This is a genomic window from Martinezella calliandrae (assembly GCF_030272695.1).
GTDB lineage: Bacteria > Pseudomonadota > Alphaproteobacteria > Rhizobiales > Rhizobiaceae > Rhizobium > Rhizobium calliandrae.
In genome coordinates this window covers 46,456-59,907 of record NZ_JARFYN010000041.1, presented here as the reverse complement: position 1 = coordinate 59,907, position 13,452 = coordinate 46,456, and the positions used below count along the sequence as shown (strand labels likewise).

Annotated in this window: 11 protein-coding genes; 4 read left to right on the top strand and 7 right to left on the bottom strand. The window is 59.2% G+C overall.

Features of this window, described 5'->3' with window-relative positions; genetic code table 11:
- Nucleotides 1–220: 220 nt before the first annotated feature.
- The 3 genes from ettA to metF all read left to right on the top strand — a co-directional run bounded on the left by ettA (nt 221) and on the right by metF (nt 3,991).
- A complete protein-coding gene (gene ettA, locus PY650_RS25660) occupies nt 221–1,870 on the top strand; it encodes an energy-dependent translational throttle protein EttA (protein ID WP_285882400.1) in 1,650 nt (549 codons plus the stop codon).
- A 191-nt stretch (nt 1,871–2,061) separates the two neighbouring features.
- A complete protein-coding gene (locus PY650_RS25655; RefSeq protein WP_285882399.1) occupies nt 2,062–3,087 on the top strand; it encodes an ArsR/SmtB family transcription factor in 1,026 nt (341 codons plus the stop codon).
- Between the two features lies 1 nt (nt 3,088).
- Nucleotides 3,089–3,991: a methylenetetrahydrofolate reductase [NAD(P)H] gene (metF, locus tag PY650_RS25650; RefSeq protein WP_285882398.1), complete on the top strand. Its 903-nt coding sequence runs from the start codon at nt 3,089–3,091 to the stop codon at nt 3,989–3,991.
- Between the two features lie 428 nt (nt 3,992–4,419).
- Here metF and PY650_RS25645 read toward each other — a convergent pair whose 3' ends face one another.
- From PY650_RS25645 to PY650_RS25625, 5 genes are all read right to left on the bottom strand, one after another.
- Nucleotides 4,420–5,349 (bottom strand): DMT family transporter, encoded by a 930-nt coding sequence (locus tag PY650_RS25645; RefSeq protein ID WP_285882405.1) that lies wholly within the window; start codon nt 5,347–5,349, stop codon nt 4,420–4,422.
- 187 nt (nt 5,350–5,536) lie between these two features.
- Nucleotides 5,537–6,781, bottom strand: coding sequence for a lytic murein transglycosylase (locus tag PY650_RS25640; RefSeq protein ID WP_285882397.1), 1,245 nt, complete (start codon nt 6,779–6,781; stop codon nt 5,537–5,539).
- A 79-nt stretch (nt 6,782–6,860) separates the two neighbouring features.
- On the bottom strand, nt 6,861–7,652 hold the full coding sequence (locus PY650_RS25635; protein ID WP_285882396.1) for a glycoside hydrolase family 25 protein: 792 nt from the start codon (nt 7,650–7,652) through the stop codon (nt 6,861–6,863).
- A gap of 219 nt (nt 7,653–7,871) precedes the next feature.
- On the bottom strand, nt 7,872–8,546 hold the full coding sequence (locus PY650_RS25630; protein ID WP_432761582.1) for a class I SAM-dependent methyltransferase: 675 nt from the start codon (nt 8,544–8,546) through the stop codon (nt 7,872–7,874).
- On the bottom strand, nt 8,543–9,790 hold the full coding sequence (locus PY650_RS25625; RefSeq protein WP_285882395.1) for a BtaA family protein: 1,248 nt from the start codon (nt 9,788–9,790) through the stop codon (nt 8,543–8,545). Before PY650_RS25625 ends, PY650_RS25630 begins: the two co-directional genes overlap by 4 nt.
- A 189-nt stretch (nt 9,791–9,979) precedes the next feature.
- On the opposite strand from PY650_RS25625, the gene PY650_RS25620 reads away from it, so the two are divergent.
- Complete coding sequence (locus PY650_RS25620; RefSeq protein WP_285882394.1) at nt 9,980–11,410, top strand: serine hydrolase domain-containing protein; 1,431 nt, start codon at nt 9,980–9,982, stop codon at nt 11,408–11,410.
- Here PY650_RS25620 and PY650_RS25615 read toward each other — a convergent pair.
- Both PY650_RS25615 and PY650_RS25610 read right to left on the bottom strand, forming a co-directional pair.
- Entirely contained in the window at nt 11,404–12,672 is a 1,269-nt protein-coding gene (locus tag PY650_RS25615) for a transglycosylase SLT domain-containing protein (protein ID WP_432761581.1), read from the bottom strand. The genes PY650_RS25620 and PY650_RS25615 overlap by 7 nt on opposite strands.
- A gap of 115 nt (nt 12,673–12,787) precedes the next feature.
- The gene (locus PY650_RS25610; protein ID WP_285882392.1) at nt 12,788–13,423 is read right to left on the bottom strand and encodes a LysE family translocator; all 636 of its coding nucleotides are present in this window, start codon (nt 13,421–13,423) and stop codon (nt 12,788–12,790) included.
- Nucleotides 13,424–13,452 lie beyond the last annotated feature (29 nt).

Here is a 13,452-nt window from a genome sequence, read left to right as displayed (position 1 = left end):
ACAAGTCGTGGACTTGCGCGGGAAGCAGGAACCAGACAACAAGGCGGCTGCGTAGCTTTAATCAGCTATGCACTGGTTTGTTTAGGTTCTGGAGAGCGGATTCTGACATCCCGCGACCCCGGGATTATAAATGCCCTCGGACTAGGTTGCCCGAGGGCGGGGTTTCGCCTACATAGCGGCACAATTCGAAATGTTGTCCGCCCGTGGAGTAACCCAAGCTATGGCACGTCAGTTCATCTATCATATGGCCGGTCTGAATAAGGCCTATGGCGCCAAGAAAATTCTCGAAAATATTCATCTCTCCTTCTATCCCGACGCCAAGATCGGCATTCTCGGCCCGAACGGCGCCGGTAAATCGACCGTTTTGCGCATCATGGCCGGCCTCGACAAGGAATATACCGGCGAGGCTTGGTTGGCCGAAGGAGCCACTATTGGCTATCTGCCGCAGGAACCGCAGCTCGATCCGGCAAAGACGGCGCTTGAAAACGTCATGGAGGGCGTGGCCAGGAAAACCGAGATCCTTAATCGCTACAACGAATTGATGATGAACTATTCCGACGAGACGGCGGAAGAGGGCGCCAAGCTCCAGGATATCATCGACAGCCAGAACCTCTGGGACCTTGAAAGCCAGGTGGAAATGGCGATGGACGCGCTTCGTTGCCCTCCGGGCGATGCCGACGTCACGAACCTCTCCGGCGGGGAACGCCGTCGCGTGGCGCTGTGCAAGCTGCTGCTGTCGCAGCCCGATGTTCTGCTGCTCGACGAACCGACCAACCATCTTGACGCGGAAACCATCGCCTGGCTGGAAAAGCACCTGCGTGCCTATCCGGGTGCGGTTTTGATGGTCACCCACGACCGCTACTTCCTCGACAACGTCACTGGCTGGATCCTCGAACTCGACCGCGGCCGCGGCATTCCCTACGAGGGCAACTACTCCGCTTATCTGCAGGCCAAGGCGAAGCGTATGCTTCAGGAAGGCCGCGAAGAAGCGAGCCGTCAGAAAGCCCTTGCCCGCGAACAGGAATGGATCGCTTCCAGCCCGAAGGCGCGCCAGGCCAAGTCCAAGGCTCGTATCCGTGCCTATGACGATCTGGTCAATGCCGCCGAAAATCAGCGTCCCGGCGACGCGCAGATCATCATTCCGGTCGGAGAGCGTCTCGGCCAGGTGGTGATCGAAATGGAAGGCATCACCAAGGGATACGGCGATCGTGTCTTGATCGAGGACCTGTCGCTGAAGCTGCCGCCCGGCGGTATCGTCGGTGTCATTGGTCCGAACGGCGCCGGCAAGACGACGCTCTTCCGGATGATCACCGGCCAGGAAACGCCCGATAGCGGCTCCATCCGCATCGGCGACACGGTTCATCTCGGCTATGTCGACCAGAGCCGTGATGCGCTTGACGGCAACAAGACCGTCTGGGAGGAAATTTCAGGCGGCGCCGAGGTCATCAAGCTTGGCAAGTATGAAATGAATTCCCGAGCTTATTGCTCGACCTTCAATTTCAAGGGTGGCGACCAGCAGCAGAAGGTCGGCAATCTGTCCGGTGGTCAGCGCAACCGTGTGCACCTTGCCAAGATGCTGAAGGCCGGCGGCAATGTCCTCTTGCTCGACGAACCGACCAACGACCTCGACACCGAAACGCTCGGCGCCCTTGAAGTGGCGCTCGAAAACTTCGCGGGCTGCGCCGTGATCATCAGCCACGATCGCATGTTCCTCGACCGTTTGGCGACGCATATCCTCGCTTTCGAAGGCGACAGCCATGTCGAATGGTTCGAGGGCAACTTCGAAGATTACGAACAGGACAAGATGCGCCGCCTCGGCGTCGAAAGCATCAATCCGAGCCGCGTAACCTATAAGCGGCTGACACGGTAAGTTCGCCTATTTCGGCTGATCGAGAACCCCGGCTCGTCCGGGGTTTTTCTTTCCCGGGCATCAAACCGCCTATCCCTCAGCCGACAGAAACTAACAGATTTCCGACGTTGAATTCCCTCCGGAGCCGATTGGCTCTTGCAGATCGAATGCAAATCACATAAAGATATCTTTATATCTTGATTGGGTGGTGCATGTCGGATCTGGTGAAATTCGGTTTGGATGGTCTGGTGGATGTGCTGAAGGCGGCAGGCGAACCTACGCGGCTCAGGCTGCTGGCGCTCCTTGCTGCCGGCGATCTCACGGTTACCGATCTTACCGAAATTCTCGGCCAGTCGCAGCCCCGTATTTCACGGCATCTGAAGCTGCTCGGCGAGGCTGGTCTGATCGACCGCTATCAAGAGGGCGCGTGGGCCTATTTCCGTCTGAAGCAGGAAGGCAAGGCGGTCATTCTCGTGCGCACGCTTCTCCGGCACGCGGCTGAAAATGATCCAGTGTTGTTGCGCGATGGCGAGCGGCTCGCCGCCGTCAAGCGCATTCGTGCCGAGCGGGCGCAAGCCTATTTCAGCCGCAATGCCGCCGAATGGGACGAATTGCGCCGCCTGCATGTGGCCGATGAGGATGTCGACAAGGCCTTGATCGAGTTGATCGGTCCGCAACAGATCGACTCTTTCCTCGATCTCGGCACAGGTACAGGCCGGATGCTGCAATTGCTGGCGGGCAATTATCGTCGCGCAGTCGGCATCGACGCCAGCCGCGACATGTTGGCCGTGGCACGAGCCAATCTCGACCGATCGAACATTACCGCCGCTTCGGTCAGGTATGGCGATATCTTCAATCTGCCGCTCGAGGCGCAGGATTTCGACCTGATTACCATTCACCAGGTGCTGCATTTCCTCGACCAACCGGAGATCGCCATCAACGAGGCGGCCCGAATGCTCAGGCCCGGCGGCCGGCTGGTGATCATCGATCTTGCCCCGCATGGGCTGGAATATTTACGCGACGAACATGCGCATCTGAGACTCGGCTTCTCGCATCAGACCATATCGGAATGGCTGAAATTGGCGGGGCTCGATGTCGAGCAGGTGCTGGACCTTCATTCGGGGAGGGAAGGCGGTAAAGCGCTGACGGTCACGATCTGGCTGGCACGCGACCCGCGGCTGCTGATCGCCGCCGGGCAGGACCGTCAGTCGTCCCCCGTTCTTGCCGGGAGAGCTTGATATGTCTTCAAAGACTGAAAACGGCCAGCGTGACATTCGAATTTCCTTCGAATTCTTCCCGCCGAAATCGGAAGAAGCCGAGACGCAATTGTGGAACACTGTCGCTGAACTGACCGAGTGGGACCCGGACTTCGTCTCGGTCACCTATGGCGCCGGTGGTTCGACCAAAGCGCCGACATTGTCTGCTGTGCGCCGGATGGTTCGCGAGACGCCGTTCTCGACTGCTTCGCATCTGACCTGCGTCGGTGCAACGCGCGAGGAGACGCATCGCGTCATCGACGATTTCCTCGCCGCTGGCGTCCTCCGCTTCGTGGCGCTGCGCGGCGACCCGCCGGGCGGCGCAGGCTCCGCCTACCAGCCGCATCCCGACGGCTATGCCAATGCGGCCGAGTTGGTATCGGCACTGCGCGAGCGCGGTAATTTCGATATTTCCGTCTCCGCCTATCCGGAGAAACATCCGGAAAGCCGTGATACCGCAGCCGATATCGATATGCTGAAGCGCAAGGCCGACAACGGCGCCGACAGGGCACTCACCCAGTTCTTCTTCGACAATGACGCCTTTGAACGCTATCACGATCGCGTTCGTGCCGCCGGCGTCAAGATCCCCGTTGTGCCGGGCATCATGCCGATCCAGAACCTGACGCAATTGAAGCGTTTTGCCGGCACCTGCGGCACCAGCATCCCTTCCTGGCTGGACGAGCGTTTTGACGGCCTAGACCAGCAGCCCGATAAGCGGGCCAATGTCGCCGCAGACGTCGCCGCAGAGCAGATCGAAGACCTGGTTCGTCGCGGCATCAATGAGTTTCATCTTTACACGATGAACCGCTCGCCGCTTGTCTCAGCCGTTCTCGAGCGGTTGGGCATTCGGCGCAAGGCAGAGGCACCCGCGGGCGCGGCTGCCTAACAGCATAGAGGATGCGAACATGAAAAAGCGCATGTCGAATTTCGGCACGCGCTCTTTGAATGGAATAGGTTGTTTTGTTAGCTTTCAGGAGTACGGCTGCCTGCGATGTTCGCTGTTTGCGTTAGATGAAAAGCATCGTCAGCACGAATACGAACGCTGCACTGACCACTAGGACGTTGATGGATCGCGTCAATCCCATGTCTTCCTCCCCAGTCAACTGGTAAACTCTATGTCGAAAATGTGTTGCTTGGAAAGCGAATTCGATGCTGCGTCGCGGCATGCAGCGCCGATCTTTGATGGCGATCATCAAGCAAGCTATTGTTTTTATATCGATATTTTGAACGTGACCTTGCTCACGAAATTTAATGTATCGTTAATTTAGCCGTGATTAAATTAAGGCGAATGTGTTCGACTGAACCAGGAATCGGTTAATCTTGACGATGGTCCAGCGATTGAGCGCTCGTTCTTGAGTTCGGTCGCATGCGCGTATAGAGCCGCCCGTCGAGAATGAGCAGGCCGGCACCGATCAACAGCATGCCGGCGATTTCAGTTATCCCCAGTTGCTCGCCCAAGAAAAGAAAGCCAAGCAGAATGGCGCTCGGCGGCACGAGCAAGGTCACCAGTGAGGCGTTGGTGGCGCCCGAAAGCGCCATGATGCGGAAATAGAGGATATAGGCGAAGGCGGTCGACAATAGCGCCATGCCGAGAATGGCGGCAAGGGCGCTGGCCGGAGGCGTGGCCAAAGCGAAGGGCTGGTCAAGTAAAAGAGCCACCGGCAGTATGAGAGCGGCCGAGCAAGTCAGTTGACCCGCCGCGATAACGGGCGGCGCCATGCCTTTGAAACGTTTGGCATAGATCGCGGCGAAGCCATAGGAGATCGCAGCGAGGATCGGCAGCAGCAGCGCCCAGAACGGCACCTCGGCTCCACTCGTCACGCTCGGCCCGATGAGCACGACCGTTCCGATGAGCCCTGTCAGGCAACCGGCGAGCTTGGCAGAAGTCAGCCGCTCGTCGGTGGTGAAGTGGTTGCCAATCAATACGGTCCAGATCGGCGTTGTTGCGTTCAGGATGGAGGCGAGCCCCGCACCCATCTGCGTTTGGCCGACAAAGATCAGCGCATGCGGCACTGCATTGTTGATCAGGCCCAACAACAGGAACTGCCGCCAATGCGTTCGCAGGAGATCATAGATTGCGAAACGACCGGCGATGTAGGCATGCAACGCCATTGCCGCCAGCGATAAGCGGAGGAAGACCAGCGTAAAGGGCGGCACATAGTGAACGGCGATGCGGGCAAAGAAGAACGAACCGCCCCAGATGAGGCCGAGCAATAGCAGCAGCCCCCAGGTCAATGCGGTCATGCCATTGTTGGTGTTCAACGTCTGCTTCCCCGCCATTTTGGTCCATATTGACGAAAGCAAGGGCAGTTGCCACCCGTTTCTTGCCGCGCCTGGATCAGCTTCGGTCAATCACCAGATGCCGGGGTCGGCGCCACAAAAAGAAAAAGGCGACCCGACAAGGCCGCCTTCGACAATAGAGCATCAGCGCTCAGAGCGCGTTCAACAGCGATTGCGTTGCCCAGCCATCAGCGGGAAGGCCGAGGCGAAACTGTTCCTTCTGGACGGCGACGCGCGTGCCGGAGCCGAGAATGCCGTCAATCTTGCCGACATCGTAGCCGCGCGCCACGAGTTTGGTCTGAAGCGCTTTCATATCGCCATCGCTCAGGCCCGCTTCTGGTGCGCCCTTATTGTAGGTCGGAGCGCCGCTGAAGCGTGTCGCGAAATAGGCCGCGGACGTCGTGTAGATGAACGACTGGTTCCATCCGAGATAGGCGTTGTAGTTCGGATAGGTCAGGAAAGCCGGGCCCTTGCGGCCCTGCGGCAAGATGAGGGCGGCCGGAAGCGAACCGAAATTCGTATTGCCGTCGCGCGGCTTGACGCCGAGCTGGAACCAATCGCCGGCCGTGAGCGTGCCGCCGATGCCGGATTTCTCCCAAGGCAGATTATCCGGCACGGTGACCTCCTGCAGCCAGGGCTGGCCGCGCTGGAAGCCGAGATGCTGGATAAATCTTGCCGTGGTCAGAATGACGTCAGGTGCGCTTGTCTTCAAATTGACATGACCGTCGCCATCGCCATCGGTGCCGTAGGCAATGATATCGGGAGGCAGCATTTGCGTCTGGCCGATTTCGCCGGCCCATGCGCCTGTCGTTGTTGCCGGGTCAACATCGCCACGCTGCACCAACTCGATCAGCGCGATTAGGCGCGGGCGGAAGAAATCCGGCCGGCGGCAGTCATGTGCGAGGGTGACCAAGGCGTTGCGGGTGTTAAAATTGCCTTGAACGGCTCCGAAATCGGTTTCCATGGCCCAGAAGGCTGTAATCACGCCGGGCGGCACGCCGTAGTCCTGCTCGGCCTTGGCGAAGACATCGGCATATTGCTTCATCTTCTGGCGGCCGATATCGAGGCGAGCCTGGCTGACAGTGCGCTGAGAAAACTCAAGGAAGGTCTGGCGGAAAACACCCTGGCCGCGGTCCATGGAGACAACCTTGGGGTCGATCTGTGCGCCGGCGAGCGTCTTGTCCGCGGCGGCCGCGTCCGCGCCGGCGGCGATCGCGTCGGCCTTGACGCCGGCCAGGAAAGAAGAGAGGTCACCGCCGCAAGCCACTTGCGGGCCACCGCTCCCACCTGCATTCGGCGCGGCGGCGGGGGTCGCGTTCTGCGCCATTGCCACACTTGCCATGGCTGAAGCGAAGACCAGCGCGAGTGCGCTGCGTCGAATGGTATAGCGGTCCATGGGCGATCCTCTTTGCCGGTAGAATAGGGTCGCTTTCACAGAAGATTGTGACAGAAGCAAGAGAGAAGTTCAGGCAGTCTCAAGAATTTCCTTCCTTCTTTACTGCCGCCACCCAGTTGTGCCAATTCTGTTCGGAACCGGCAAAAACATTGATGTCCGTCGGCCCCTTAATGCCCGGGATCAGGCCGGTCGACGTGTATTGCCAGAAGTCCCAGCTGCGATCCGCGTAGATCTCCTTGGGATGCTTTGCGACCGAGCGCACCCAGAACTTGTAGTCCTTGAAGTATCCGACGAGGTTGTCGCGGTGGAAATCGACCGACGTATAAATGATCGGGCGTTTGCCGTAGTAGGCTTCCAGGCGATCCATGAAGCGCTTGATCTCGGCGCGCACCGTTTCAGGAGCCGGTCTCGTCCGGCAGGTCGGTGAGTCCGGATTCCATTCGACGTCGACGACAGGCGGAAGCGCCATGACATCCTTCGGCACATTGTGGATGAACCAATCGGCCTGCTCGTCGGCGGTGGAGCAGAAATAGAAGAAATGATAGGGCGCGTGCAGAAGTCCTGCGGCGCTCGCCTCATTCCAATATTGGGCGAAACGTGGATCGATCCTATCCTTGCCTTCGGTGGCCTTGATGAAGACGAAGGCGACACCGGAACCCTTCACCGACTGCCAGTTGATATCGCCCTGCCATTTCGAGATGTCGATGCCGTGGATCGGATGGCGTTGGGGACGATCGCGGCCGAAGTCCTGCGGCTTCGTATCCTTGAAACGAGACTTCACCACCGACGCGGTCTGAAAACTGTCATAACCCATGGTGCAGCTGGTGAGAAGGAAGGCGAGCGGCAGTAAGCATGACAGAAGCCTGCGCATGGATATCCCGTTATGGCGCGAGTAATCTAGCTGCCCCAAAGCTTGGCTTCCGTGATGTGTGGTCCCCGAAATTCCAAAAGAGGCGAAGAACCAGGCTGTTGTCAGCCGGCCTTTGCCACTTATTCACCATATCAACGTAAAAAATGTGTTATCTTCAAGAAAATTCTTATACTTGGGACGCCGTTTGAGCGGATTTCATGTCGAATTCCACTGTTTTCGCTAGGCGCGGGGCTTAACGACGACGGCTCTCCAAGCGTAACCCCGTCCGATTTCTTCGAACATCAGCTTCCCGCCGCGCGCCTCAATCCGATCTTCCAGCACGCTACGCAGGTCGGCTCGCGGCGTGACGTGGAACTTCGCCAGCCAGCCCTTCAGCACGGTGCGGAACCAGCCCGGCAGTCGCTCCTGCTGACCAAAATCGACGATATGCAGCTCTCCGCCGGGGATGACTGCATCGAGCGAGGCATCGATCGCGCTCTTCCAATCCGGGATCATCGACAAAGCGTAGGAGACCATAACGCGGTCGAAACCGGCGACACCGAATTCGGCAGCCGAGAAGGCGGTGGCATCGGCGACACGGAAGTCGGGCACCTGCTTCAGGCCGCGAAAATTATTGCGGGCCGAGATCAGCATTTCCTGCGAAATGTCGAGGCCGTAAAGCTTGGCCGATGGAAAGCGGCGATGCGCCAACAGCATGTTGCGGCCAGTGCCGCAGCCCACTTCCAGCAGCGTGCCGCCGAAAGGCACGTTGAGGTGGGCGATGGTGCGGTCGCGGCCAAAAAGGTAGTATTTGCGGGTCAAGTCGTAGATGTGCCGTTGGTAGCGGTACATTCCGTCCATCAGTCCGGCATGGCTCTTAGAGCTTGTCTGAAGACCTGTGTCCGCCTGGCTCACGCTTTTTTCCCATAGATGTGGAAGCCGCCATAGATCGCCGAGCGGTCGCGCACGTTAAGCTCTTGCGAGCGCTCTTCGAAATAGACCCACTGGTCGCGAATGGCAGGGGAGAGGCGGCCTTCGATGATGCTCTTTTCGGCGGCGGTGCGGAAAATCACGCGCGCACCTTCGCGAGCCGTGCGGGTGATCTCCGCCCAGAGTTGATTGAGCTGCTCGTCGTTCATCCAATCCTGCGCGTCGAGCAGGATGTAGCGGTCGCGAGAGGCGGCCGGCTTGGAAGCCAGGAGTTCGGTGAAGTTGGCGTGATGGACGTCGACGCGGTCGGCGTTGGCGCGAATGGCGGCGTAGTGCTCCGGCCTTAGATAGGTGGGCAGCGGACCCTGATGCTGGGCGGCATAGCGCCGTGCGAAGGCCTGCCACGCAAAATAGTTGTCGCGCATCGGGAAATGGCATGACAGCTTTTCCAGACGGTGTTTCAAAACACCCGAGATCGAATCGTCCCCGGCGAGGCTCGCAAGTTCGTCATATTGCTGCGGTGGAATGCCGAGGCCGAAAAGCGAGCTTTTGCGGCCGAGCAGCCAGCGCACCACCGGCTTGTCGAAGATCGGCGCAATCTCGTTGTCGAAAAACTGCCGCTGTTCGCGGAGCGTGCGCGCTTCCGTCATCTTGGCGAGACGGACGCCATGCAGGCGCGCCAGCACGTGAGCCGCGCCGATGAAGCGTCCGAGCAGGCCCGTCTTGTAGATGTTGCGGTTGAAGACGGTAACACGTCGGCGGCCATACATATCGCGGCCGCCCCAATAGGCAGCCGTTGCCGGATCGAGCCGAGGCGCGATGAACTGGTCATAGGCCTGGCTGTTGGCGCTGACGCCGGGCGTGCCGAAGAATCGCACCAGATCGGCGTGAGCCGGCAGCAGCCGGAAGGCAGCGAGCTTGAGCTTGTTCAACGCGATGTGGTGACGATTGAGGTCAACGACATCGATCGAAGCCGGGCTCTTGGAGAGGTAGGCGAGCATATTGCAGCCGCCAGAGCCGATTGTGACCAGACGGTGATGGGGCTGAAGCTCCATCGCCTCCATGTCGATGTCCGGATCCTCCCAGATCTGCGGATAGACAAGGCCGGAAAACAGCATGCCGAACAGGCGCTCGGAAAAGCCGGCTTTCGACAGGGCCTTGTGTTGCAGAACGGCTTCCTTGACTTTCCGGTTCTTGCGGAGACCGGCATCCGGGGCGAATTCCGTCATCTGAGTCTTGTCACCAATTTGTCAGGTTCAGGGCGTGTAACTCGGCAATGCTACAGTCTGATGACGTGGGCTGTTGGTAGACCTGCTCGAAGGACCGTCATGCCGGCATTTGCAACGCCGCGATGACGATAGGCCTTTTATATTGCGGCGTTTCCTGATTGTGTCCCGCATGGTTTCGGAGGGTGTGACATGCGTTTGATATCGAGAGTGATCGCAGCTCTTTTTATTCTGCTGCTGATCATTGTCGCAGTTGGTGGCGTCATGCTTTCGGTTTCGCCGCCGGAATTGCTGCGGGTTGGCGACGGCTACGCCGCCAAAATCGTCTGCTCGAATACCTTTATCGCCAAGCGCGATCCCGAAGAGGTGTTGGCCGATGATGTCCAGGCACCAGGCAATCCGGCGCTGCAGCTCGTCAATGTTTCGGTTGATCGTGAAGATAGGGTGGTAACCGCCCGCTTCCTCGGCATGTTTGCACCAAACTATGCGCTCTATCGTGGAGCGCTCGGTTGCACGACCGTGCCGGACGGCGACCTTCAGGCAGCACGCAGCGCCGCCTTCCTGAATAAGGTGAGGGTGGCCAAAAGCGATTCTCTTTGGCCGGAGGGCAACAAGGTCGTACCGGTTCAGGATGAGACCGGCGTCGCGCTTGCGAAACTGATCGCCAATCCGGACTTTGCCGGTCCGGCAATGCGTGCCATCGTTGTCGTCAAGGACGGCCGCATCGTCGCGGAGGCCTATGGCGACGGGTTCAACAACGCCACTCCACTGATAGGCTGGTCGATGACGAAGACGGTCAATGCCGCCATCATCGGTCGCCTGATGCTTTCCGGCCGTATGTCCTTCGACGATCAGAACCTCTTACCGCAGTGGAGCGGCGACGCGCGCAAGAACATCAAGCTCAGCGATCTGCTCGGCATGGAGAGCGGGCTGGCCTTCAATGAAGGATATGGCGCTGTCTCCGACGTGACGCGCATGCTTTATCTCGATCCGGACTCGACGAGGATCGCCGCCAGCGCGCGGCAAGTGGCCCCGGCCGGCGAACGTTTCAACTATTCCAGCGGAACGGCGACGCTGCTCTCGAGGCTCTGGATGAACAGGTTTCCGAATGAGAGTGCTGCGATCGCCTATCCGCGAGAGGCTCTGTTTGCACCGCTCGGCATGTCCAGCGCGGTGCTGGAGGCCGACGAGCGTGGCACCTATGTCGGCGGCTCCTATCTTTATGCGACGGCGCGCGATTGGGCGCGCTTCGGGCAATTCCTGCTGCAGGATGGCGTCTGGAAAGGCCAGCGCCTGTTGCCTGAAGGTTTTGTCGGGGCGATGCGCACCCCGACGACGTCATCGCAAGGCATCTATACGCAAGTTCAAGCCTGGCTCGCGGGTCCCGGTGGCTCCGACGCGCAATTCGGCCTGCCGACGGATACGTTCTGGATGCTCGGGCATGACGGGCAGAGCGTCGCTATCGCACCATCGGCCAATCTCGTATTGGTGCGAATGGGGCTGACGCCGGGCTGGGTGGACTACAAGCCGCAGATCCTGCTGAAGAGGATTCTGGATATAACGACGCCGGCCAAGACCAAAGGTCCGACCGGCGCTGATAGAGTGGTCCAGGAAAATCAGTAATTGCCGTTTGCGACGTCCCCAAGACCCTTGCGCTTGGCGTCGAAGTAATAGCCATGCGCGTAGAGCTGAACGGCATTGACTTCCTTGTTCTCGGCCTTGCTGTCAGCCACCATCCAAGCGCCACGCAAATATTTCGCGGCATATTTGATGTTGGTCTCCGCATCGAGCAGGCCTGACGGCGGACCCTCGTAACCCATGGACTTGGCGGTATTGTATTTGATCTGCATCAGGCCGAAATAGCCGGCCCTGTTATAGGCCTTCGGATTGTAACGGCTTTCGCGGTGAACAACACGATGGATGAGCGATTCCGGAATTTCGTAAAGCTTGGCATATTTCTGAATGAGCTTCGAAACATAGCTCTTCTCAGCAGCCGGCACTTCGGACTCCTCATTTTGAGGGGCAAGCACCGCGGGAATGACCGTCGGGCCGCTGGCGTCGAAGTTGAAATCGTAATGCATGCGGTTGTCGACATAACCCATGCCGGGGATCTGCGTGGGTGCAGCAAAGGCGACTTCGGTCGGCGCCATCATCTTCGCATCTTCACCGGGGCGCGGGGTCGGAACGACGGATTGGATGGCGGCCACGTCCGATGTCATCGGAATGGTCGCTTGCGCCGCAGCCACCGAGCTCGCAACAGGCAGAAGTGCGGTATCGCCCGGACGCGCCGGATTTGGAATCGGGATGGCGACGACGGCGGGGATCGGCGGCTCGTCGGAGGCTGCATAGGCGGCGGCTGCGGATGTGTTCGCCGCGGGCGTGCCGGTCACGGACGCAATGGCGACGGTGCCCTGGTTGGCGGCGCTCGGCGCATTCGTCACCGGAGCACCCATGCGGTCCTTTGCTAACTGGACCTGGTTTTGAGCGGCCGAACCGCCACCAACGTTTTGAGCTGGAGAACCGGCACCAGCGTTTTGAGCAAAGCCGCCGCCAACCCGGTCGGATTTCATCAATGCGGCCTGTTGCATCGGCGCTGCCTGCTGCGGCTGGAGCGCGGCCTGCGGTTGGGATGCTACTTGCGGCTGCGGCTGGATCTGCTGACCTGCTGTCGCCGGTGTGGTGGACGCCACCGCTACGCCGCCTGAAGACGATGCAGCACCGACCGAAGCCGGGTTTGTATTCGGATGCGGCACGTTGGCTTGTGCCGACGGGAGTCCTGCCTGAGATGTCTGTTGCTGAGTGCTTGCACACCCTGCAAGAACGCCGCACATCATTGCCGAAAAGGCAACGCTGCGCTTTAGGCTGGGAAATCCGATCGCTACCATTCTGTCACTTTCGAAAAAACCAAACCTCCCTGCGATGCAAATCAGTCACAGGGCCAATAAATTTATGAATCCCCCATTAACCTATCCGTGATCCTCTCGCAACCCTAGACGGCGATCAAGCGGCCATCCGGCGGTATCCGGCGGTCACTGCACCGGCCGCGATCAACAGCGTTCCGCCCGTCCGGTTGACGGCACGCTGCACGCTTGCCTTGCGGATGAAGCCACGCGCCATGTCGGCGATGAACACGTAAATCAGCGAGTTCAATGCCGCCAGAGTGAGGAAAGTCGCCTCCAAAATAAGGGTTTGCTGAAGGAAGGGCTTCGACATGTCGAGAAACTGCGGGACGAAGGCGATGAAGAAGACGATACTCTTTGGATTGAGTGCCGTCACAACATAGGCGTGCAGCAGAATCTTCAGTGGTTTTTCCTCGGGAAGGTTGTCATTGTCGCCCATCGGACCGGTCACAATCGGGGCGCGCCAGAGCTTAATTCCCAGGAACATCAGGTAGGCTGCGCCGATCAGCTTAAGAATCATAAATAGGCTCGCTGAGGTCGCGAGAATTGCGCCTAGACCGGCGAGCGAGGCGGTCATCGCCGTGAAGTCGCCAAGCGTCACGCCTGTCACGGTCGCCAGCGCCGTCTTGCGACCATGGCCGAGTGCATAAGAGATCACAAGCAGAATGGTCGGGCCGGGTATGGCCAGCATGATTGAGGACGCGGCGGCGAAAGCGAGCCAGGTTTCGATGGACATGGAATCCTCCTCTATTCCTATTCGCCGCC

Bases quoted from the DNA above. Each gene is read 5' to 3' on its own strand.
- ettA (WP_285882400.1), top strand. From the start codon at position 221: ATGGCACGTCAGTTCATCTATCATATGGCCGGTCTGAATAAGGCCTAT.
- PY650_RS25655 (WP_285882399.1), top strand. From the start codon at position 2,062: ATGTCGGATCTGGTGAAATTCGGTTTGGATGGTCTGGTGGATGTGCTG.
- metF (WP_285882398.1), top strand. From the start codon at position 3,089: ATGTCTTCAAAGACTGAAAACGGCCAGCGTGACATTCGAATTTCCTTC.
- PY650_RS25645 (WP_285882405.1), bottom strand. From the start codon at position 5,349: ATGACCGCATTGACCTGGGGGCTGCTGCTATTGCTCGGCCTCATCTGG.
- PY650_RS25640 (WP_285882397.1), bottom strand. From the start codon at position 6,781: ATGGACCGCTATACCATTCGACGCAGCGCACTCGCGCTGGTCTTCGCT.
- PY650_RS25635 (WP_285882396.1), bottom strand. From the start codon at position 7,652: ATGCGCAGGCTTCTGTCATGCTTACTGCCGCTCGCCTTCCTTCTCACC.
- PY650_RS25625 (WP_285882395.1), bottom strand. From the start codon at position 9,790: ATGACGGAATTCGCCCCGGATGCCGGTCTCCGCAAGAACCGGAAAGTC.
- PY650_RS25620 (WP_285882394.1), top strand. From the start codon at position 9,980: ATGCGTTTGATATCGAGAGTGATCGCAGCTCTTTTTATTCTGCTGCTG.
- PY650_RS25615 (WP_432761581.1), bottom strand. From the start codon at position 12,672: ATGGTAGCGATCGGATTTCCCAGCCTAAAGCGCAGCGTTGCCTTTTCG.
- PY650_RS25610 (WP_285882392.1), bottom strand. From the start codon at position 13,423: ATGTCCATCGAAACCTGGCTCGCTTTCGCCGCCGCGTCCTCAATCATG.